The 21,382-nt window shown below is 63.9% G+C and carries 22 protein-coding genes; 9 read left to right on the forward strand and 13 right to left on the reverse strand.

Going from position 1 to position 21,382, the window contains the following annotated elements:
* Positions 1–41 precede the first annotated feature (41 nt).
* From V5F68_RS23885 to V5F68_RS23905, 5 genes are read right to left on the reverse strand one after another with little or no spacing between them, the layout of a single operon-like run.
* On the reverse strand, positions 42–428 hold the full coding sequence (locus V5F68_RS23885; RefSeq protein ID WP_394012877.1) for a RidA family protein: 387 nt from the start codon (positions 426–428) through the stop codon (positions 42–44).
* On the reverse strand, positions 421–1,818 hold the full coding sequence (locus V5F68_RS23890; RefSeq protein ID WP_394012876.1) for a Rieske 2Fe-2S domain-containing protein: 1,398 nt from the start codon (positions 1,816–1,818) through the stop codon (positions 421–423). Before V5F68_RS23890 ends, V5F68_RS23885 begins: the two co-directional genes overlap by 8 nt.
* A 17-nt stretch (positions 1,819–1,835) precedes the next feature.
* A complete protein-coding gene (locus V5F68_RS23895) occupies positions 1,836–2,633 on the reverse strand; it encodes an ABC transporter permease (RefSeq protein ID WP_394012875.1) in 798 nt (265 codons plus the stop codon).
* The gene (locus V5F68_RS23900; protein WP_394012874.1) at positions 2,630–3,472 is read right to left on the reverse strand and encodes an ABC transporter ATP-binding protein; all 843 of its coding nucleotides are present in this window, start codon (positions 3,470–3,472) and stop codon (positions 2,630–2,632) included. The genes V5F68_RS23895 and V5F68_RS23900 overlap by 4 nt, the downstream gene beginning before the upstream one ends.
* The gene (locus tag V5F68_RS23905; RefSeq protein WP_394012873.1) at positions 3,469–4,380 is read right to left on the reverse strand and encodes an ABC transporter substrate-binding protein; all 912 of its coding nucleotides are present in this window, start codon (positions 4,378–4,380) and stop codon (positions 3,469–3,471) included. Before V5F68_RS23905 ends, V5F68_RS23900 begins: the two co-directional genes overlap by 4 nt.
* 276 nt (positions 4,381–4,656) lie before the next feature.
* Between V5F68_RS23905 and V5F68_RS23910 the strand changes: the two genes are divergently transcribed.
* A complete protein-coding gene (locus V5F68_RS23910) occupies positions 4,657–5,643 on the forward strand; it encodes a LysR family transcriptional regulator (RefSeq protein ID WP_394012872.1) in 987 nt (328 codons plus the stop codon).
* Between the two features lie 90 nt (positions 5,644–5,733).
* On the opposite strand, the gene V5F68_RS23915 is transcribed toward V5F68_RS23910, so the two are convergent.
* The gene (locus V5F68_RS23915; RefSeq protein ID WP_394012871.1) at positions 5,734–6,078 is read right to left on the reverse strand and encodes a RidA family protein; all 345 of its coding nucleotides are present in this window, start codon (positions 6,076–6,078) and stop codon (positions 5,734–5,736) included.
* Between the two features lie 75 nt (positions 6,079–6,153).
* Positions 6,154–6,852, reverse strand: a complete 699-nt coding sequence (locus tag V5F68_RS23920; RefSeq protein ID WP_394012870.1) for a DUF1028 domain-containing protein — start codon at positions 6,850–6,852, stop codon at positions 6,154–6,156.
* A 471-nt stretch (positions 6,853–7,323) separates the two neighbouring features.
* Here V5F68_RS23920 and V5F68_RS23925 point away from each other — a divergent pair, with 471 nt between their 5' ends.
* The 5 genes from V5F68_RS23925 to V5F68_RS23945 all read left to right on the forward strand — a co-directional run bounded on the left by V5F68_RS23925 (position 7,324) and on the right by V5F68_RS23945 (position 12,826).
* Positions 7,324–8,751, forward strand: a complete 1,428-nt coding sequence (locus V5F68_RS23925; RefSeq protein ID WP_394012869.1) for an ABC transporter substrate-binding protein — start codon at positions 7,324–7,326, stop codon at positions 8,749–8,751.
* Between the two features lie 133 nt (positions 8,752–8,884).
* Positions 8,885–9,823 carry an ABC transporter permease gene (locus V5F68_RS23930; protein ID WP_348845358.1) on the forward strand — a complete coding sequence of 313 codons (939 nt, stop codon included), beginning with the start codon at positions 8,885–8,887 and terminating at the stop codon, positions 9,821–9,823.
* The gene (locus tag V5F68_RS23935; protein WP_394012868.1) at positions 9,820–10,701 is read left to right on the forward strand and encodes an ABC transporter permease; all 882 of its coding nucleotides are present in this window, start codon (positions 9,820–9,822) and stop codon (positions 10,699–10,701) included. Before V5F68_RS23930 ends, V5F68_RS23935 begins: the two co-directional genes overlap by 4 nt.
* 53 nt (positions 10,702–10,754) lie before the next feature.
* Complete coding sequence (locus V5F68_RS23940; RefSeq protein WP_394013047.1) at positions 10,755–11,750, forward strand: ABC transporter ATP-binding protein; 996 nt, start codon at positions 10,755–10,757, stop codon at positions 11,748–11,750.
* A 20-nt stretch (positions 11,751–11,770) separates the two neighbouring features.
* Positions 11,771–12,826 carry an ABC transporter ATP-binding protein gene (locus V5F68_RS23945; RefSeq protein WP_394012867.1) on the forward strand — a complete coding sequence of 352 codons (1,056 nt, stop codon included), beginning with the start codon at positions 11,771–11,773 and terminating at the stop codon, positions 12,824–12,826.
* Positions 12,827–12,855: 29 nt separating this feature from the next.
* Here the strand turns inward: V5F68_RS23945 and V5F68_RS23950 are convergent, their stop codons facing one another.
* Positions 12,856–13,506 carry a helix-turn-helix domain-containing protein gene (locus V5F68_RS23950; protein WP_394012866.1) on the reverse strand — a complete coding sequence of 217 codons (651 nt, stop codon included), beginning with the start codon at positions 13,504–13,506 and terminating at the stop codon, positions 12,856–12,858.
* Between the two features lie 172 nt (positions 13,507–13,678).
* Between V5F68_RS23950 and V5F68_RS23955 the strand changes: the two genes are divergently transcribed.
* Positions 13,679–14,374 carry a DUF1028 domain-containing protein gene (locus tag V5F68_RS23955; protein ID WP_394012865.1) on the forward strand — a complete coding sequence of 232 codons (696 nt, stop codon included), beginning with the start codon at positions 13,679–13,681 and terminating at the stop codon, positions 14,372–14,374.
* Positions 14,375–14,384: 10 nt separating this feature from the next.
* Entirely contained in the window at positions 14,385–15,014 is a 630-nt protein-coding gene (locus tag V5F68_RS23960) for a DUF1028 domain-containing protein (RefSeq protein ID WP_394012864.1), read from the forward strand.
* Positions 15,015–15,185: 171 nt separating this feature from the next.
* Here V5F68_RS23960 and V5F68_RS23965 read toward each other — a convergent pair whose 3' ends face one another.
* Genes V5F68_RS23965 through V5F68_RS23980 form a run of 4 tightly spaced genes read right to left on the reverse strand, consistent with a single transcriptional unit; the run spans position 15,186 to position 19,367 of the window.
* Complete coding sequence (locus tag V5F68_RS23965) at positions 15,186–16,682, reverse strand: chlorohydrolase family protein (protein WP_394012863.1); 1,497 nt, start codon at positions 16,680–16,682, stop codon at positions 15,186–15,188.
* A 3-nt stretch (positions 16,683–16,685) separates the two neighbouring features.
* A complete protein-coding gene (locus V5F68_RS23970; protein WP_394012862.1) occupies positions 16,686–17,687 on the reverse strand; it encodes an ABC transporter substrate-binding protein in 1,002 nt (333 codons plus the stop codon).
* A 23-nt stretch (positions 17,688–17,710) separates the two neighbouring features.
* Entirely contained in the window at positions 17,711–18,544 is an 834-nt protein-coding gene (locus V5F68_RS23975; RefSeq protein WP_394012861.1) for an ABC transporter permease, read from the reverse strand.
* A 55-nt stretch (positions 18,545–18,599) separates the two neighbouring features.
* Positions 18,600–19,367 carry an ABC transporter ATP-binding protein gene (locus V5F68_RS23980; protein WP_394012860.1) on the reverse strand — a complete coding sequence of 256 codons (768 nt, stop codon included), beginning with the start codon at positions 19,365–19,367 and terminating at the stop codon, positions 18,600–18,602.
* 97 nt (positions 19,368–19,464) lie between these two features.
* Here V5F68_RS23980 and V5F68_RS23985 point away from each other — a divergent pair, with 97 nt between their 5' ends.
* Positions 19,465–19,995, forward strand: a complete 531-nt coding sequence (locus tag V5F68_RS23985) for a MarR family winged helix-turn-helix transcriptional regulator (protein WP_394012859.1) — start codon at positions 19,465–19,467, stop codon at positions 19,993–19,995.
* Between the two features lie 130 nt (positions 19,996–20,125).
* Here V5F68_RS23985 and V5F68_RS23990 read toward each other — a convergent pair whose 3' ends face one another.
* A complete protein-coding gene (locus tag V5F68_RS23990; RefSeq protein ID WP_394012858.1) occupies positions 20,126–21,127 on the reverse strand; it encodes a polysaccharide deacetylase family protein in 1,002 nt (333 codons plus the stop codon).
* Positions 21,128–21,382 lie beyond the last annotated feature (255 nt).

A 21,382-nucleotide genomic window follows, 5' to 3' on the forward strand; every position in this document is an offset into this window, starting at 1 on the left:
TTGCGAGAGAACGGGGAGGCCTCAGCCTCCCCGAAATGCGATCAGCTCTTTCTGACGATGAGGTCGATCTCGATGTCGCAGCCGCGCGCGAGGCCGGTCACGCCGACGCAGGTGCGGGCCGGAAGGCTCTCCGGCGGGAAGAGCTTGGCATAGACCGCATTCATGCGCTCGTAATGGGCTTCGAAGCGGGTCAGGAACACGCGCGCCTGCACGATATTTGCGTTCTCGAACCCGCACCGAGCCATCACCGAGCGCAGATTGTCGAACACGGTGCGGGTCTGTGCCTCGATGCCCTCGGGCACCGTGCCGTCGGGCAGGATCGGCATCTGTCCGGTCACGAACAGCCAGCCATCCACTTCGACCGCATGGCTATAAGGCGCGACCGCCACGGGGCCGTCCTGAAAGAAATGATGGATCGGCTCAGACATTGACCGCCCCCTCGGCGAAGTTCTGCGCCGGCGCGGCGGCTTGCGGATAAAAGGCGCCCTCGGCCTGGAGCGCGCGCACCGCCTTTTCCACCTGCTCCTGTCGCTCTCCGACTGGAAGGGGCTCGCTGCGGATCGCTTCGGCGCATACCTTGCGGCCGAAATCGCGCAGCACGGTCGTGTCGTCAGCCGCGATCCGAGGCACGTTCAGGATGGTTTCGTTGTTGTAGGTCGGCACGATGCCTGTCCCATACAGGCGTGGCTGCGTGGGAACCGCCCCCGACCTCACGGCGCCGATGCCGTTGCGAAGCTGCCGGCGCAATTGGGCGATGCCCTTGTCGGTTGAGCACAGATGCTCGTTGCGATGAATCGCGATCGGGCCCTGCGCGACCATGGCGTCCCAATCTCCCGGGCTCTTCTGGCGATCGATGTAGGGGCGCTCGTCGGTCTGGCCCATGAGGTCGATCTTGCCGAGGCCGATATCCTCCTCGCGCCCCTCCCTGCGGGGGTCGATCACGTCGTTAAAATGGCGCACACCGATCACCCAGCAATTGGTGTCGTCCACCGGTACGATCCAGCGCGTGAAGGCCGCACATAGGGCGAACTTCTCCTTGCTGCCGTCGACGAAGCCGGTGCCGAACTGGGCCACATTGGGAAGAATGACATCGCTGGCGCGGATCCAGAGATTGTCCGCGCACCGCCGCGTCGCGACCGAAAGCAGGCCAAGCGGGGTTTCGAAAAATTCGATCACGGGCAGTTCGGCGAAGGCCGGCGTGAACTGAACCCCGGTGACGATGGAATGCAGATAGGCCGTGTGGATCGGGTCGGCTGCGTTCTCGTGCACTTGCAGCCAGTTGCACGGCATGTCCAGCTTGTAGGGCACGAGGTGGTTGCCATCCGGCCATACCAGGGTGTCGTAGACCGGGAAGTCGGGCGTCTCCTCGGGGGGGCCCATATAAGCGAAGACGAGACCCGCGAATTCGTGGGTGCGATAGGCCCCGTGGCAGATCGACTCTTTCAGGCGGCTGCCCGGCGGTTCGCTCGGCGTCTCTTCCACCGTGCCATCCACGTTGTAGAGCCAGCCGTGATACGCGCAGCGAATGCCGTGCTCGGCGATGATGCCATATTCAAGGGAGGTCCCGCGATGGCTGCAATGGCGGTGCACAAGGCCGAGATCGCCGCTCTTGTCGCGGAACAGGACGAGATCCTCGCCCAGCACGCGGATGGGGATCGGCATCTCCTTCACTTCGGAAACGAGCGCGATCGGCTGCCAGTAGCGACGCAGATAATCACCGCACGGCGTCCCCGGTCCCACGCGAGTCAACTCGGTATCGTCCTCCCGCGACAGGGGATTGTAGAATCCTCCAAACGGAGGACGCTTCTTGGTCGCCATGGCTGGTCCCTTTCTTCTTAGTGGCCACGAATTGCGAGGGCTTTGCGTTGCGCGGTTTGCCACGGCAGGATCAGTCGCTCAGCGAGGGCGACGCCGTAGAACAAGGCAAGGCCGATGCAGGAGAGGATGGCGAGGGCCGCGAACATGCGGACCATGTCGAATTGGCCCTGGGCCATGAGGATGAGATAGCCGAGCCCCCGGTTAGCCGCGACGAACTCCCCCACGATGGCGCCGATCAGCGCCAGGGAGATCGCCACTTTCATGCCTGCAAACAGGGCCGGGAGGGCATGGGGAAAGCGGATCTTCCAAATGATCTGCAACGCTGAGGCGCGCGCCGACCGCCCGAGGTCGAGCATTTCCGCATCGACCGATTTCAAGCCGTGCACCATATCGATGACGATGGCGAACACGGCGATCATCGCGGCAATCGCGATCTTCGGATTGAGGCCCGTACCCATCCAGACGATGAATAGCGGTGCGATCGCCACCTTCGGCACGCTGTTGAGCGATACCAGGAAGGTATAGAGCGTTTGCTCCATCGCCTTGAACTGGACGATCAGCACTGCGCAGGCGACGCCGAGGGCCACCGCGAGCACAAAACCCGCCAAGGTCGCCTGCAGCGTGTAGACGGCGTGAAACACATAGAGCGAGGGTTCATCAGCGATCGCCGCGAGGATGGTCGATGGCGCCGGCAGCAGGAATTGGGGGATGGCGAACAATCGCGTTGCGCCCTCCCAGAGGACAAGCGCCGCAGCCGCCGCAAGGAGTGGCAGGCGCACGCTGCGGACCAGGGCCCTCAGGCCGCCGGTGTTCATGGTTCCCTCCGCAGGATGCCGAGGTCTTCGAAGGTTTGGCGGATGCGTCTGCCATATTCGGCGAACTCCGGCGTTTCCCGCACCGACAAGGGTCGCGGGCGCGGCAGGTCGATGTCGATCACCGCTGCGATCCGGCCCGGCCGCCGGTCCATCACCACGACCTGATCGCCGAGGAAGATCGCCTCGCCGATATTGTGGGTAATGAAGACCGTGGTGGCGCTGGTGCGCAGATTGGTGGATTGCAGTTCGAGGTTGAGCTCGTCGCGGGTGAAGGCATCGAGTGCGGCGAACGGCTCGTCCATCAGCAGGATTTCGGGATCGTCCAGCATGGCCCGGCAGATCGCCGCGCGTTGCCGCATGCCGCCGGAAAGCTCCCAGGGGTAGCTGTTGTGGAAGTTCTCCAGCCCGAAAACCTTCAGCAGGTCCCGCGCCTTGTCGATCCACTCCCGCCTCGGCTTGCCACGGAATTCCACCAGCAGCAGCACATTGTCGAGCACGGTGCGCCAGTTCAGAAGCACGTCGCGCTGGAACACCATGCCGAGGTTTTCCGGCGGCTGGTCTATCTCCCGTCCACGCAGGATGATGCCGCCGGAGCTGGGGCGTTCGAGACCGGCGATGCAGCGCATGAGCGTGCTCTTGCCGCAACCGCTGGGGCCGACGATGCTGATGAAGTGTCCTGCGCGGATCTTCAGCGATACATCCCGCAGCGCTTCGACCCGCCCACGATCACTCTCGTAAACCTTGGAGACGTGATCGACGAGGATATGGGCCTCGGCGGGAGACGCCGGGGGCGGCACGGGCAGCGCGTCCGCCCGCATGCCCAGCACGACCGCGTTCATTGGCCTGCCGTCGCGATCAGGGCGTTGGTGAAATAGTCCGCCGGCTTGCTGCCCGCCGGGATCAGCTTGGCGCCCTCGAGCAGGGAGATCGTGTTCGCCCAATCTTTCTCCGACTGCCAGCCGAGCGGCTTGCCTTCGGTATTGGCGGTGTGGAAATACTTGATGTGCTCGCGGATGCTGCCGACGAGTTGCTCGCGATCCAGCTTGGCGTCGGGACGGCGCTTCATGATGATCGCCGCAGCCTCCTCAACCGCCGCGTCTCCGCCGTCGATGATCTGCTGCCAGGCTTCCATGTAGCCTTGGACCAAGCCCTGCAGGGCCGCGCGGCGTTTCTCCAGCGTCGCTTCGGTCACCACCAGTCCGTAGGAGGGGAGGGCGAGCCCGTAGTCTCCAAAGAGGATGTAGTCGGACGGGCGGGATTTCAGCGATGCCATCGCGAACGGGATGGAGGTGATCATTCCATCGCCGCGACCCGCAGCATAGGAGGGAATCTTCGAGGCGGCATCGATGCTCACAAGGTTGAGCTTGTCCCGGCTCGTGCCACCGGCCGCAAGGAAGGGATCAATGAAGGGCCCCTCGAACGAGGTCGCGGTGTAGATGACCTCCTTGCCTTCGAGATCCTTCGGCGTCTTGAGCCCGGAGCCCTTCGGCACGAAGACGCCGAGCGAGGTCTTCTGGATCAGACCGGCGACGGAGGTGAGCTTCAGCCCCTTGCCGCGGGCCACGGCCATGACGGACAGGTCCGCGTGGCCCACGTCGAACTGCCCGGAGTTCACAAGCTGAACGGTGGTTGTGGAGCCGTTCCCGTCCTCGTGGGCAACCTCGACGCCATGCTTTGCGAAGATTCCCTTTTCAATGCCCCAGTGCCATCCCGCCTGGAGACCGCTGACGGTCCAGCTGTCGCGCACGGTAATTTTCTCGAGGGCGAAAGCAGCATGCCCGCTCAATACAAGAGCGACGGTTGCAAAAAGGCCGAATGAACGAATCCTAGACATGGCCACTACCCCCTGAATGCGCAGGTGTCTGCTGCATGTTCTGGAATTATTTGCTGAGGAGGAAAGGGTAGTCGCACCGTGGAACGTGTGTAAACTCATCAATCAAGAAAACGGAATTCGGGAAATCAGACTGGTAAGTGCTGTTTTTTTGGCCCCTTGCACGCGATGTTGCTCAAAGGAAAGGCAGAAATGAAGGACGACGCCAGGGCGCGCCCGCAGTTCGATACAAGCCGCTTCATGTCATCGGTCACGTTGCGGCAGATTCGCTATTTCGTCGCGGCCGCCGAATGCGGAAAGGTGAGCCTTGCCGCGTCGATGATAGCCATATCGCCTTCCGCCATTACGGACGCCATCGGCGAGCTGGAGGAGATGGCCGGCACTCAATTGTTCAAGCGGCACCCGCGGGGTCTTGCGCTCACCTATGAGGGACACCGTTTCCTGGTGCATTGCCGGAACATCCTCTCGGCCATCAAGGATGCCTCCTACGCCTTCAGCCACCCCGACAATTCGGTGGAGGGTGCATTCACGCTCGCGACCACGAGCACCGTTCTCGGCTATTTCATCGTTCCCCTGGTGACCCGGTTCCAGCGGAGCTTTCCCAATATCGTCGTGCATCTTGTCGAGGGTAAGCGCCGGGACATTGAAGACGGGCTGCTGAGGGATGATTACGATCTCGCGGTGCTCCTGGTTTCGAACAGCGAGAACCGCCCGGAGCTGTGCAGCTATACCCTCATCCAGTCGGTGCGGCGGCTGTGGCTTTCGCCGCGTCATCCCCTGCTGAACCGCGAGGCGATCAGCCTCGCCGACGTGGCCAACGAGCCCTACATCCAGCTCACCATCGACGAGGCGGACGTCTCCACATCAAGCTATTGGAAAGCGAACGAACAAGAGCCGCACATCGTGCTTCGGACGGAATCGGTGGAGGCGATGCGAAGCCTGATCGCCTTCGGCCATGGCGTCACGATCCTATCCGACATGATGTATCGCCCGTGGTCGCTGGAAGGCGACCGGGTCGAGGTCCGCGACCTTGCGGACAAGATTCCGACCATGGATACCGGCTTGGTCTGGAAGGGGGACCAGGTCCGCAATCGCGCCGCTGTGACGTTCCAGAATTTCTGCCGACTCGAATATGAAAAGGATCTCCTGTCGCGCGCTCGGACCGCCAATCAGGCGTGACGCGGGATGCGGCGACGGGCGTATTTACAAGGGGCGTTGACGCGGTGACGGCGAAGCTCGTGGCGCCGTCACCGCTTAAGCGATGATCGTTCAGATGATCGCCTGGACCATGATTTCGATCAGCGTATCCGGGGTGGCCAGTTTCGATTCCACGGTCGCCCGTGCCGGCACGATGCCGGGCGCGACCCAGGATTCCCAAACCTTGTTCATTCCGCTCGCGTGCGACATGGACGTGAGCCAGATATTGACGCTGACCATCTTTTCCTTCGAAGAGCCGGCGCGCTCCAGGTAATCGTCGATCTGCTTCAAGACCGATGCTGTCTGCTCTTCGATGCCGAGCGAGCAATCCTCCGCCGTTAGCCCGGCAAGAAAGACGAAGCCGCCTGCAACGACGGATTTGCTGTAGCGATTATTGGAATCGTAGCGCGTGATCATGGGGACTATCACCTGTGGTGGATAAAGAGCGCGCGCAAAAAAGCGCGACGAAAGCTGCCGGAGGGAAGAGTCGTTTCAGGACGAAATGCTTTCCGGCCAGCCGATGGATTTGAGGTGGTCGCGATAGCGCGCCACCGTGCCGGCTTCGTAGCAATCCACGTAATGGTAGGCGAGCGGCAGGTACCAGTCGAAGCCTTTGCGCAGTTCGCCCACCGGCTCAAGGTTGATGTCCACCCGCAGATCAATGAGGGGATAGGCCTTGTCGGCATAGACTTGCAGGACCGCGGAGCGCTGGCCCGTTGGCTGGCCGCCGGCGTCCCGGCCGGCTTCGATGGCGCGCAGAAGGCGTTCCTCCAGCTCTTGATCGGCGGAGGCCTCGAAGGCGTCGGCCATGGCCTCCACCACCTGGGGCCCAACCAATGCATTGCCAGCAACGGCAAAGGTTTTGCCAACGCGACTGCCGTTCCAGGGAAAGGCTTTGGGCCCGGTTCGTACCGCGATATCCCCGGAGACGTTCACCACAGCAGTCTGGCGCTGGTCGGAATTGGGATCGGCCGCGGCAAGCGCGTGAAGGATTTTTTCAGCGCCATACCCTGCCTCGTACAAGGCAATGGCGAGCTCGCGCTGGTAGAAATTGTGGCCTGCCTGGACGGTGAGCACGCCGCGTCCTGGAAATATGCGGAAGGTGCGGTTGGACACGGCCGGGGTGCCGGTTGACTGCGCGAGGCCAATTTTCCCGCTTCTGGGGCAGAACGCCAGGATAGTGAACGTCATTTGTCCTCCCAACGGCAGCATGCGTGACGCACCCCGGATGGGCAATTGGCACGCGTGATGCTTCGTCAGCATTAAGTCGAAGGCGTATTTCATAAATATGATAATTAATTTGACGTGTCATCATAATTATGAAGATTATTGTTGAGCTGAGCCGGCGAGGGACATCGGAATGGCGGCGAGGGCCAGTTCCGGTCGCCGTCGCCGGACCGTTTCGAATACCGCGGGCCGGTCGCGCTGCCGCTTTCGCGCGTGGTGCCCCCGGGGCTCAAATGCCCGGCTCTCAGAGGGGTGTTGAGGATGAAGTCGTTTGCGGCCTTTGCCTTTGGGCTGTCCTTGGTTGTGGCACCGTTGACCTGCCTGTCGGTACCCTCATTCGCGCAGTCTAAGTCCCTGATTATCCAACGGACGAACGACGCGCAAACTTATGACATCCACAAAATCCTGCATCGTGGAGCAGCCGAAGGCCTGTTCATGCTGACCGATACGCTGGTGTCGGTCGAGGATGACTTGAGGACGATCCATCCGCTTCTGGCAAAGTCCTGGACCGTATCGCCGGACGGGAAGACCTACGACTTCGTCTTGCGGGACGACGTCACCTTCTGCGACGGTAAGCCGATGACCGCCGCCGATGTGGAAGCGACTTTCGCCCGCTGGATGTCTCCCGAGACGCATTCGAGCACCGTGGCGAATATCGGCCCCGTCAAATCGGTGAAGGCGGTGGGAAAATACGAAGTGCAGTTCGTTCTTTCCGAGCCGTTCAGCGAATTGCTGCTGCAGCTCGCAGCGCCCTATGCCGGCATCATCGACATGGACGCGGTGAAGAAGCTGGGTGATGGCTTCGGCGTGCGTGGCTTCAACGGCACCGGGCCGTTCTGCTGGGCGTCCTGGCGTCCCGGCGACGAACTCGTCCTGACCCGCCACCCAACCTATCATTGGGGGCCGGAATTCTACGACAATAAGGGCCCCGCCCTGACCGAGCGCATCGTCTGGAAAGTGGTGCCGGAAGAAAACACCGCGGTTGCGGCGATCCTCTCCGGCACCAGCGACATTACGAACGTGTTTCCCTGGTCGGCGGTGGGAAAAGCGCGTGCCAACAAGAATATCGGCATCGTGCAGCCGCGCGCTTTCGGCTGGATGGGCTTCATCGGCATGCGCATCGCGCGGCCCCTGATGCAGGATATCCGGGTGCGCCGCGCCATCATCATGGCCGTGGACCAGGATGCCATCGCCTCGGCCTTCTATTACGGGGAGGCCGATCCCGCGCACTTCATCGCCGCGCCGAACACGCCCGATTACGATAAGTCGATCGAGCCGGAACTGCTGAAGTTCGATCCCGACGGCGCCAACAAGCTGCTCGACGAAGCGGGCTGGGTGAAGAAGCCCGACGGCTTCCGATACAAGGACGGAAAGAAGCTCGCCCCTGTGCTGGTGGGCCAGGACAACACGGTTTGGCGTGAGCGACTGGAGGCCGTGCAGGGCATGCTTCGGGACGTGGGCGTGGACCTCCAACTCCAACTGTGGGAGCCCACGGTCAGCTACGGAAAGATTGGCCAGGACGATGTCGATATGTGGTCGCTGTTCGCGTCCTATTCGTCCATGAGCGACATCATCAGCAAGTATTTTCCTGCAAAGCAGCACTATTCGTCCTTCAAGAATGTGCCCGACCAAGCAGAGGAGCTGACCAGGCTTCTGGCCGCCGGCCGCTCCGCGCTCACGCAGGAAGAGCGGTTCAAAAACCTGTCGAAGGCCCAGCACCTCATTGTCGAGATGGCGCTGTGGATCCCGCTCGTCCATGAGCGCGAGCTGATCATCTACAACAAGACCAAAGTCACCGGAGTGAAGCCGCACAGCCTTTACTCCGCCGGCCTCTACAAGGGACTCGACCTGAAGCCGCTCTGAGCCGCGGCCGCGCATCTCCGCCCCCGCGACGGAGAGGACGACTTCACCTCCGGGCGGCTGTCATCCGCCGCCCGGTTGATCGCGCGGGGCGCCTCCGAAAAGGGGCGCGCCGACGGACGGAGGATTGGGCGGCATGCTTCGTGTCATCGTGAAACGGCTGATGGTCTCGATCCCGGTGCTGCTGGGGGTTCTGTTCATCGGTTTCATGCTGCTGGTGGTGGTTCCCAGCGATCCCGCAGCGATCATCGCCGGCGAGGGGGCAACGCCGGAGATCCTGGCCGGCCTGCACCACGACCTCGGTCTCGACCGGCCTGTCATGGAGCGGTTCGCCCTGTACATCGCTCGGGTGCTGCAGGGGGATCTCGGCAAATCGGTTCTGAACAGGGCGCCGGTCATCGACGAGCTGTTGCGCACCATCGGCCCGACGGCGGAACTGATGTTCTGCGCCATGCTGGTGGCGGTCCCGCTCGGCATCGGCATGGGCACGCTGGGTGCGGTCACGCGCGGGCGTTGGATCGACCGGGTGGTGATGATGGTTTCCGTGGCCGGACTTTCCATGCCTGGCTTCATGATCGCCCTGCTCGGCATCGAATATTTCGGGCTGCAATGGGGGCTGTTACCGTTCCAGGGACGCGGCGGGCCGCTATGGACCTGGGATGGACTTGCCCACATGGTCCTGCCAGCGGTCTCACTCGGCTCCATCCTCATCGGACCCATCGCGCGCATGACGCGCACGTCCATGCTGGACGTGCTGGGACTCGACTTCGTGCGGACCGCCCGCGCCAAGGGGCTTGGGGAAACGCGGGTCGTCTTGAAGCACGCCTTGCGGACCGCGTTGATCCCGGTCGTCACGCTCATCGGTTTGCAGGCGGGCTATCTGCTCGGCGGCGCGGTGGTGACCGAGACCATCTTCGCATGGCCCGGCATCGGCCGCCTCGCGGTGAGCGCGATTACTTCCAGCGACTTTCCGATGGCGCAAGGCACGATCCTGATGCTTGCGCTCTCCTTCATCATCATCAACCTGATGGTTGATCTCATTTATTCCTGGCTCGACCCGAGGATGCGGCAATGACCGATCAGAACGTCGCGCTCCCTGCCTTGGTGTCGGCAGACGCCTCGCGCGGTCGCCAGCTTCTGCGGCGCCTGCTGCGGGACAAGATCGCGCTCTTCATGCTGGTGCTGCTGGTGGTCATCGTGCTGGCCGCCGTATTCGCGCCGTTCCTCACTCCGTTCGATCCCTACAGGACCAGTCTACGCTCCCGCAACATGCCGCCGGATCTGGTGCATTGGCTCGGCACCGATGAGCAGGGCCGCGACCTGGTCGCGCGGGTCCTGTTCGGCATTCGCCTCACGCTGGCGTCCGGTTTCACCAGCCTGTTCCTGGGCGGCTTCACGGGCACGATCATCGGCGTGACCGCGGCCTATTACAAACGGGCTGACAACCTCCTCATGCGCGCGATGGACGTCTTGCTCTCGTTCCCCGCAATCCTCCTCGGCCTCGCCATTGCGGGCATCTGGGGGCCGGGCACCTGGGGGATCATCTTTGCGCTCGCGATTTCCACGATCCCTCCGGTGGCGCGCGTGGCACGGGCCGCGGCGCTCGGTGTGGTGAACCAGGACTATCTGGTTGCGGCGCGCGCGCTCGGGCTCGGGGACTTCGCGATCCTGCACCGCTACGTGCTGCGCAATTGCGCGACTTCGGTGCTGGTCTACGTAACCTTGAGGTTCGGGCAGGTGATCCTGCTCGGGGCGTCGCTGAGCTTTCTCGGCCTCGGCGCGCCGCCGCCCAGCGCGGAGCTTGGCACGATGGTGAGCCAGGGCCGCTCGCTGCTTTTCACCGCGCCCCACGTGGCATTGGTGCCGTGCTTCACCCTGTTTCTGATCGTGCTCGTGCTCAACGTTCTCGGCGATGCCGCGCGCGACATCTTCGACCCGAAGGTCCAGCAATGAACATGGTCGATCCGAAGCCGAGCGCCACAATCATGGTAGCCGAGAGCGCCGCAATGTTTCCCCAAACCGCGCCTGCCGAGGAGCCGCTGCTGCGGGTCAACCGCCTGCGTACCTCGATCGCCACCGAACGTGGCCGCATGACGGTCGTGAACGACGTCTCGTTCGAGGTGCGGGCGGGGCGCACCCTATGCATCGTCGGTGAATCGGGGTGCGGCAAGAGCATCACCTCGCTCTCGGTCATGCGCCTGCTGCCGAAGCCGCAGGGCCGCATCGATGCCGGCAATATCACCTTGCTCGGCCGCGACCTGACCACGCTGACCGAGCACCAGATGCACGCGGTGCGCGGGCACGATGTCAGCATCGTGTTCCAGGAGCCGATGACGGCACTCAACCCCGTCTACACCATCGGGGATCAGATCACGGAGGCGTTGCTGGCCCACGAACGGTGCGGCCGGCACGAGGCGCGCAGCCGAGTTATCGCCGCCTTGCGCGAAGTGGGGATCCCCGACCCCGAACGCCGCATCGACACCTACCCGCACGAATTGTCCGGTGGCATGCGCCAGCGCGTGGTCATCGCCATGGCCCTCATCTGCCGCCCCAAATTGTTGATCGCGGACGAGCCCACCACCGCCCTCGATGTGACCGTGCAGGCGCAGATCCTGGAACTGTTTCGCCAATTGAGGGATAGCCACCGCATGGGCCTCATGCTGATCACCCACGATCTCGGGGTGGTGGCGGAAATGGCCGACGACGTGATGGTGATGTACGCCGGCCGCGTGGTTGAATCCGGCCCGGTTGCGAGCATCTTCAATAATCCGCAGCACCCCTACACCATAGGATTGCTCGGCTCGCTCCCGAAAATCACCGAGCGCCAGGGGCGTCTCTCGATCATCCCCGGCACCGTGCCGAACCTCATGGCGCCTCCCTCGGGCTGCTGCTTTCACCCCCGCTGTCCCCTCAGCACGGAGCGTTGCGTGGCAGATGCGCCGCCGCTCGCCGTTGTGCGGGGGCCCCATCGTTCCGCCTGCTGGCTCGCGCCGCTGGATTGACGCGGCAAGGACACCCGACCATGCGAGACGAAGCCCCCATTCTGCAGGTCCAGGATCTCGCCCGGCACTATGCCATGCGCGGGTCGGCCGCCGTGAAGGCCGTGGACGGTGTATCGTTCGATATCGCCATCGGGGAGACCCTGGCGCTGGTGGGCGAAAGCGGATGTGGCAAGTCCACGCTCGCGCGGATGATCATGGCGCTGGACAAGCCCACCGGCGGAAAGGTGCAGTTCCAGGGCACCGACCTGTCGCGTCTTTCCGCCCGGCATCTCAATCGACTGCGCCGCAAGTTCCAGATCATCTTTCAGGATCCCTATTCCTCGCTCAATCCGCGCATGACGGTGAACGAGACCCTTGCGGAGCCGCTGCGCCTGCACCGCATCGTGCCTGCGGATGCCGTTGCGGGGCGGGTGGCTAAGTTGCTGGAGTGCGTGGGACTCACCACTGCTCAGGGCGGGCGCTATCCCCATGAATTCAGCGGCGGCCAGCGCCAGCGCATCGGCATTGCCCGTGCGCTGGCGTGCGAACCGCAGCTGATCGTGTGCGACGAGCCGGTGTCGGCGCTGGACGTCTCAGTGCGTGCGCAGGTGCTGAACCTGCTGCAGGATCTGCAGAACCAGTTCGGCTTCTCCTACCTGTTCATCTCCCACGACCTGTCGGTGGTGCGCCATATCTCGCACCGGGTCGCGGTCATGTATCTGGGGCGGCTGGTGGAGATCGGTCCCACGGAAAACGTATTTGAACGCCCGCTGCATCCCTATACGCAGGCGTTGCTCTCGGCCATTCCGGTGGCGGACCCGGACGTGCCGCGCTCCCGGATCGCTTTGCGGGGCGAATTGCCGAACCCCACTGCGCAGCTTTCGGGCTGCAAGTTTGCCCCGCGCTGCGCCTATGCCGACAGCCTGTGCGTCGCTGAAGTCCCGGCGCTGGAAGACAGCGGCGGTCCGACGACGAGCGCCGTGGCCTGCCATCATTGGAGCGAGCTTGCGGTGTTCGATCGTGGCTTGAAGCAGGAGCGCGAGATGCCGGCCTACATGGCCGATATCATTGCCCGCATGTCGCCGCGGCCGGCATGAGCAGGCAAGGCCCGCATCCGATGCCGGCCTCAGGTGTGAGGCTCGCCCTTCACACTGGCGACCACCCAGATGACCCGTGCCGAGCCGCCTCCCTGGTTCTCGAAGCGATGGGCGATGTCGCTCGGAAAGCGAAAGCTGTCGCCCTCGTTGAGGACATGCGGCTCGTTGTCGAGCCAGAGCCGCAGGGTGCCGGCGATGACGACGCCGGCCTTTTCGCCACGATGGCTGTAGAATTCCGAGCCGGACGTGCCGCCCGGCTTGACCGAGAGTTCATACAGCTCGATCAGTCCGGGGCCCTCGGGAGTCAGCAACTCCTTATAGATGCCGCTCGGAGTCAAGGTGAGCGCACCGCGCGATCCGCGCCGGACGATATATTCGGATTCCGCGGGATCATCGCTGTGGGTGGGCGTGAAGAACCAGGATATCGGAACATCCAGCGCAGCGCCGAGCACCCGCAGGGAGCGCACAGAGGGTGTGGTCAGGCCGCGCTCCAGCTGGCTGAGCATGCCGACGGAAAGGCCGCTCTCCTCCGACAGGCGCTCGATAGAGAGCTTGCGCTCCTTGCGCAGGATGCGGATGCGGGAACCGATGCGACGGTCTTCCTCGGCGTGCATTCCTCCAGCTTCGCCGGCAGCGCCGCTCTCCGGCTCGCGCCCCGCTGTCTTGCCGATGGAACTCATACCCTCTCTCCGCGCCCAAAAACATATCGACTTTTATGCAGCTGTTCTGACGCTTTACAACATCAAACATAAAAATGAACGGAATGTCCAAAATAATCATTATTTTACATGAGTTTATCTATTCCAAAACGAACCCCGCCGCGCCTCGCGCGACACTATCCTGGAGTTTCCGGTGACTTACAGCATCGTTGCAGCCTGCCCGGCGACCGGCCGCGTTGGCATCGCTATCGCGAGCCGGTCCATCGCCGTCGGCTTCACACAAATCCACGTGGTCGGCAAGGTCGGTGCCCTCGTCCGCCTGGGCAAGCGGGATGACCTCACAACCCGCACGCTGTTCAAGCTTCTGGAGCAGGGCGTACCGCCATCCGCTGCCGTTGCGCTGAGCGGCATCGAAGAGCGGGCGCATCTGACACGACACGTCGCGTTGATTGATGCGGCCGCGCGCACGGCGGCCTGGGAAGCGCCCGCCATGAGTCCCTGGTCGGGCTTCGTCACCGGCGACGGCTTCATTGCCTCGGGCGAAGGTCTCGCGGGCGAGGGCGTCATTAAGGCTATGGCGGATGCCTTCGCCGGAGGAAGCGGTGCGGATTTCGACGCGCGTTTGCTTGGGGCGCTGGAAGCGGGTGCGGCGGCCGGCGGCCTCGCGGGTTTTACGGAGCGGTCAGCGGCCTTGGTGGTGCATGGCACAGGGGTCCATTCCGAACTGGACCTGCGCGCGGACCTGCACGAGGGCGCGATCGCCGAACTGCGGGCGGTGTTTGATTTCTACAAGCCGTACGAAGCCTTCTATCGGCTGCGGAGCGAAAACCCGCGCCAGACGCCGCCGCAGGAAGCTTTCATGGCCACGCTGGCCGCCACGGCCGATTGAGGAGCGTAGGATGACCTATTCGATCGTCGCCAGATGCGCACGCACGGGACAGCTCGGCGTTGCCTCTGCAACCTTTTCCCTGGCCTGCGGGGCACGCAACGAGGGGGCGCGGCCCGGCGTCGGCGTCAGCCGCACGCAGGCCTTTCCGAAACGCTCCAATGATCCGCTGGTTCTGAATATCCTTCAGCTCGGATTTGGACCCCGGAAGGCGATGGAGCTTGTCGCCGAGAACGATCCCGATTTCGAATATCGGCAGATGGGCATTGTGACGCCCGATGGGGGGGTGGCCATGCATACGGGCAGCATGGCCCGGCCGTGGGCGGGGCATCGCACAGGCGAAGACTTCGCCGCTTTCGGGAATATCCTGGTGGGGCCGCAGGTGATTGACGGCATCGTCGCGGGATTCCAGGCAGAGCCCGGCGAGGATCTTGCGGAACGGCTGCTTCAGGCCATCGAGGGCGGGCGGGACGCAGGCGGGCAAGTGGGGGTCTCCGGCCATGTTACCGAGCGGTCCGCCTGGGTCCGCATCATCGATCGCGGCTTTACCCCCCTGCTGGATCTGCGGGTGGACGTCCACACGTCGGCCGTCCATCACCTGCGCCACATCTATTCAGAATTCCTGGCAGAACAGGAGAATTAGGGCGCGCCTGGACTTCGCGTGCGGCCGGCCAGCCATCCTTGATGCAAGCTGGCGCCCGGCGGTCCCTTGAAGAAAAAGAAAGGCGACGCAGTGTCCCGCGTCGCCTGCCCAATCGTCGGAGGCGGTCGATATCGGGTCGCGGCCGCGCCACCCCCACCGTCGACGTACCCGTCAGTTTCTCGCGGGGAAGCTCAGCGGGCTCATCTCTTGTGCGGTCCGCCCATGCGGATCCCACTCCTGCCAGCCCGCCCAGACCCGTTCGCCGGCCGCCTGGGCGCCAGCGCGCAGATCCGCGAAGGAGATGCCGGGAATCTTCCCGCCTTCCATCCGCACGATGCCGTCGACGATCACCGTGTCCACATCGTCGCCGATGCCGCAATCCACGAGGCTCTTAATGGGGTCTCGCACCGGGCCGTAGCGCAGGCTGTCGCGGCCGGTGAGATCGATGGTGACAATGTCGGCCTTCGCACCGGGTGCCAGGCGTCCGAGATCGCCACGCCCCACCGAATGGGCGCCGCCCAGCGTCGCGGCCGAAAACACCTCGGCTGCGGTGGCCGCCTTGAGGTTATGGCTGGCGATCTTGCCCATGTAGGAGGCGTTGCGCATCTGCAGAATCATGTCGCGCGGATAAGTATCGGTGCCGAGCGCGATGTTCACGCCGGCCTTGCGATAGGACTGCCAGCTGTTCAGGAAACGCCCGCGCCGCGCCACGTTCACCGGGCAATGGGAGATGGAGCATTGATGGCGCCCCATGATCTCCAGGTCGTGGGACCCCGAATAATTGGCCAGCGGATTATCGGCGGTGAAATTGCCGTGGCCGATGTTCAGCGTGGATGACATCAGGCCCACATGCTCCAGAAGCTCGACCGACGTCATCTGGTGCTCGCGGATGATGTCGAAGACTTCATGGATATTGTAGGCCGCGTGGATCGCCACCGGCAGCTTGCGTTCGCGCGCGGCGATAGCGGCCTTGCGCATGAGGTCCACGGTGCAAGTCTCGATTTCGCGGGGCACGAGAATGCCGCGCACCCGCCCGTCATGCGCGCCGTCGTGACGGGCGATGAAATCGAGGGCGAGTTCGAATTCCCGCTCGCCGGCCGGCTCGTCGATGACCCGCACGAGCTTTCCGTTTTCCCCGCCCACCCAGCGGCCGCTGTCGAAGCCGGGTCCGAGATAGGCCCGGTTGCCGATCGTGCCGACCTCTTGGAGCAGGGCTTCCTGAACCTTCAGCTGGCTGCCGAACTCGATAAAGGTGGTGATGCCGTTGCGCAGCAGCTCAGCGGCGGTGAAGCGGGCGTTCAGCGTCAACGCCTCGGATGCGGCCTTGTCGTCGGGCCGCACATAGCGCACGTCGCCGCCGACGCGCGTGCCTTCGCGCGCCACGCTGATTTCGAGGAAGGGCTGGCCGAAATAATCCGGCCGCCCGACGTCGCTGATCAGCCGGTGGGAAGCGCGATGGCCGGAATGCACATGGGTATCGATGAAGCCAGGGACCACGAGGCGGTCCCTGGCGTCCATCTCCACGTCCACGTCTCCGTCGAAGCCCTCGCCCACAAACAGGATCGTGTTGCCTTCCCAGACCAGTTCGCCATTACGCCACAGCGTATGGCCCGTGCCGTCATGACCCACGAGCCAGCCGCAGGTCATGCGGGTACGTTTCTCACCCATCGATCAGCTTCCTTGTTCGCTGGTGACTTCAGGAAAAAACAGGTCCTTCCAGCTCGCCGGGCGCTGCTTCAGCGTGCCGATGCGGGCGAGGAAGTCGGAGAGCGCGCCGCTGTTCTTGGGGGCGGTGTTGTAGGCCATCTCCGGGTCCTTGATGCATTCGACGATCAGGTCGAGCGGCAGCTTGGACTGCTCCGCCTTGAGATAGATCGCCGCCGCCTGGTCGGGATGCTCGGCGATGAAGCGATTGGCCTCATGCATGGCCGCGAAGAAGGCGGCATAGACTTTCGGGTTCTGGGCGCGGAAACGTTCCGTGGTCCAGGTGGCGAGCGCCGTCGTCGGCGTGCCGAACACGTCGGTGCTGGACCAGACCTTGTGGATGCCCGGCTTGCCGCGCAATTGCTGGATGAAGGGCGCGGCGAACGTATAGCCATCCACGACGCCGTTATTGGTGAGCAGCGCCGTGGCGCCCTCGGGACCGGCGAGGCCGACCGTCATCGCGTTGAGCCGATCATGCTTGCCGACGCCGAATTCCCGCTCGGCGGCGATCTGGAGCATCACCGCCGGGAACGAGACCTTCACCGCCGGAAGGCCGATGCGGTCCTTGTCGGTGATGTCCGCGAGCGTTTTCATATTGGGGTTGTTGGTCAAAAGCTCATACGGCATGGCCGAGAGCGCGACGATGCCGCGCATCGACCGATCGCCGGCGCTCTTGGTCTTGTCCCAGGCCACCATCATTGCGGTGATGCCGCCGCCGCCGATATCGAGCGAGCCGGAAAGCAGCCCATCGCCAATATCGGGTGCGCCGGTGAAGTTATGGATGTCCACCGGAATGGGAGGGAGGCCGGCCTTCTTCAGCTCCGCATCCAGGAGCCCCGCGTCCCGCATGACGTAGACCGGAAGATAGCCGAGACCGAACTGCACGCCGATGCGCAGCGTCTGCACCTCGGCACGGGCCGGCAGAACCATGGCGGCCACCAGCAATGCACTCGCTAATAATCGCTTCATCAGCTTTCCCCTTTGCGTTCGCGTTACATGCCCCAACGGCGGATGGTGAGGTTTTCGGCGGTGCGGAACACCACGCCCTCGAAGAACAGTCCGATCAGGATGATGGTCATCAGGCCGGCGAAGACGTTGGCCGTGTCCATTTCGGCGCGGCTTTGGTAGATGAACCAGCCGAGCCCGCCGGAATGGGAAGACACGCCGAACACCAGTTCGGCGGCGATCAGCGTGCGCCAGGCGAAGGCCCAGCCGATACGCAGCCCGGTGAGGATGGACGGCACCGCCGATGGCACGAGGATGTGCGCGACCAGGCCGACGCCGTGCAGACCGAGATTGCGGCCTGCCATGCGCTGGGTCTGCGGCACGGCGAGGAAGCCGGTGTGGGTGTTGAGCGCCACCGCCCAGAGCACCGAGTGGGTGATGACGAACACCAGGCTGAAATTGCCGATGCCGAACCAAATCAGGGCGAGCGGGAGCAGCGCGATGGCGGGTAGCGGGTTGAACATGACGGTCATGGTGCCGAGCACGTCGCCGCCGCCAGGCACCGTCACGGCCAGCGTCGTCAACACCGCCGCGCAGGCGACGCCGAGCGCATAGCCGCTGGCCAGGACCCGCAGGCTGGACCAGACCCGCGCCGGCAATTCGCCGCTGAGGCAGGAATCGATCAGCGCCGAGAGGGTTTGCGAAAAGGTCGGAACGAGGAGAGGATCGTTGAGATAGCGCCCGTATGCCTCCCAGATCACAGCGAAGGCGATCACCACGAGCAGGCGGCGCACCGGCGCATGATCGAGCGCGCGCCGCCACCACGGCAGTTCGCGGGCCACCGGCATGTCATCCGGCAGCGGGGCCTGCACGTCGTTCATGATATCCGGCCGGGCCGGAGGCTCGATGGGGTGACGCATTTGGGGGTGCCGGGCTTCATGCATGGGTGCGTTCCCCGAACAGAAGGGTGTCGATGCGCCGGCGCATGGCTTCGAACCGTTCCCCACCGCGATCCGCTTCCGTGATGTCGCGGCAGTCGATTTCCGCGCGCACGCGCCCGGGATGCGGAGAGAGAACGATGATGCGGCTGCCCACCAGGATCGCCTCGTCGATGGAATGGGTGACGAACAGCAGGCTGAAGCCGATCTCGCGCCACAGGCGGATCAATTCCTCCTGCATCTGCTGGCGGGTGAGGGCGTCGAGCGCGGCGAAGGGCTCGTCCATGAGCAGCAGCTCAGGCTGCATCGCCATGGCGCGGGCGATGGCGACACGCTGCTTCATGCCGCCGGAAAGCTCATGTGGATAGGCGTCGCGAAAACCGGTGAGACGAACCGCGTCGATCGCTTCCAGCGCGCGCGCCTTTGCCTCCTCGGCGGCAAGGCCGGCACCTTTGCGCAGTGCGAACGCCACATTGCCCAGCACCGACTTCCACGGGAGCAACTGGTCAAATTCCTGAAACACCATCATGCGGTCCGGGCCCGGCGCGGTAATGGCGCGGCCGTTCAGGCGGATGGCGCCGGAAAGCGGCCGGATGAAACCGCCCACCGCCTTCAGCAGGCTGGACTTGCCGCAGCCCGACGGGCCAAGCAAAACCGTGCGTTCACCGCGATAGACATCGAAACTGATACGGTAGGCCGCCGTCACCTCGCTGCGACGGGTCCTGTATCTGATGGTGACGTCGTCGATCTGGAGTTGCGCTTGCATGAGGCGGTCAATCGCTTTTAGTAAGTGCACTTATCATATGATGACTCAAAGCAATGTTTATGCCAAGAACGAATTATTGCGGAGCGTGGGGGATTCGATGGCCATGACGACGAGCGTGCGGGGGACGGGTCCGGTACCAGCCGACGAGCGCGCGGACGCGGAGACAGAATTGACGGAACGGCCGGGATTTTTGATCCGCCGCCTGCATCAGATCCACCTCGCGATGTTCTACGAGGCTTGCTCCGGCCTGAATGTGACGCCGGTGCAATCCAGTATCCTGACCGTCCTTGCGCGTCGGCAGGGCTTGGACCAGGCGGGACTGGCAGCCATGATCGGCGTCGATCGTGCGACCGTTGGCCAGGTCATTCGCAGGCTGGCGGCACGCGGGCTTGTCGCACGCGGAAATAGCAGTGAGGACAAGCGGTTGAAGCTTGTTCATCTGACGGATGAAGGCCGGGCGCTGCTCGACCAGATCGCGCCTTTGACGGCGGCCGCGCACATGCGCACCCTCGCCGCGCTCTCAGACGAGGAGCGCGCGCATTTCATGTCCTATCTGAAAAAACTGGTCGCGGCAGACAATGAGCACGGGCGCGCCCCGCTGCGATGGGGGCCGGCTCTGCCCGAATAATGGGCGAGTACTGATTGATTTTTAGTCTTGGGGGCGGATTTGCTTCCGCGGGACAGCCGTCCCCCGCCTGCGCACCCTCAAACCGGATGGGGGAAACGCGGCCCCTCCCAGAGGAAGGGGCCGCATCGCCTCAATAGAGGCCGACGTTCACATTGTTCGCGTTGCGTGCCGCATTCGAAGGCGCTGCCTGGGCTGCTCCCGGCTTGGGGGCGGGGCGGGTCTTCTTCTTCGGCGCCGCCGGAGCCAGCGCAGCGACCACTTTCGGGGCGCCGGGCTTGTTCATCGCGATCAGTTCGGAAACCGTGACGAATTTGTAGCCCTTCGCGATCAGCGCATCGAGCACGCGGGGCATCGCGGCCACCGTGGTGGCGTGGATGTCATGCGCCAGGATGATGGCGCCCGGCCGCACATGCTTCATGATCTGATCATAGATGTTCTGGGCGTCGCGGACCTTCCAGTCCAGCGGATCCACGGACCAGAAGATCATCGTCACGCCGTACTTCTGCACCAGGTGCTGCTGGAGCGCGGGCGTCATGGCGCCGTAAGGCGGGCGCAGATACAGCGGCTTCTTGCCGGTCGCGGCCTCGATCGCCGCCGACGTATCCTCGATCTGCTTGTCCGCGGCGGCGAGGGTGAGCTTCGGCAACTGCGGGTGGTTCCAGGAATGGTTGCCCACCTCGTGGCCGGCCGCGGCCACGCTACGCACCACGTCCGGATAGGCGGAAGCATTGGTGCCAAGCACGAAGAACGTCGCCTTGATGTTCCGCGCCTCAAGTATTTTCAGCAGCTTCGGAGTCGTCTCGGGATTGGGGCCGTCGTCGAACGTAATGGCGATATACGGGCCGTCCACTTCCATGAAGCGATAAGAGGTCGGCGGCGGCACGGGCGCTGCGGGCTCGAGGGCCGGAGCCGCCGGGGGCACGGCGCCGCCCAGCACGGCCGGGGCCGCCTGGGATCCGGCCGGTGCCGGAACGCCGACGGGCTGGATCGGCGGCAGAGCGGGCAGGGTGGCACGGGCCTGCGCGACGACTGTGGACGAAGACGGCGCATTGGCCTGCGGCAGCGGGGGAAGCGCATTCGCCGGGGGCGCGGCGATCGAGCCCGTAATGATCGGCGCCGAGGCAGCCGTCACGGACGACGCCGGCTGGGCCGCCGGCCCGGGCTTAAGCATCTGATTGGCAGCGAACCCGAGACAGAGCGCGCCAGAAACCACAAGTGCGGACAATGCCAAAAGCCGTTTCACGGCGCCGACTTTCTAAGTTGGAAGATCTTTATCCTAGCCAGTGTCGCTCTTCTTGTGTGGATAAATCGTGAAGCGCAAGAGGCATCGGGGCACGCTGCGAGTGCGATAAATGATTGCTGCGGCGAAAATGCGGGCAGGGCGCGG

The sequence above is a fragment of the Roseixanthobacter pseudopolyaromaticivorans genome (assembly GCF_043195145.2).
Classification (GTDB): Bacteria; Pseudomonadota; Alphaproteobacteria; order Rhizobiales; family Xanthobacteraceae; genus NCEH01.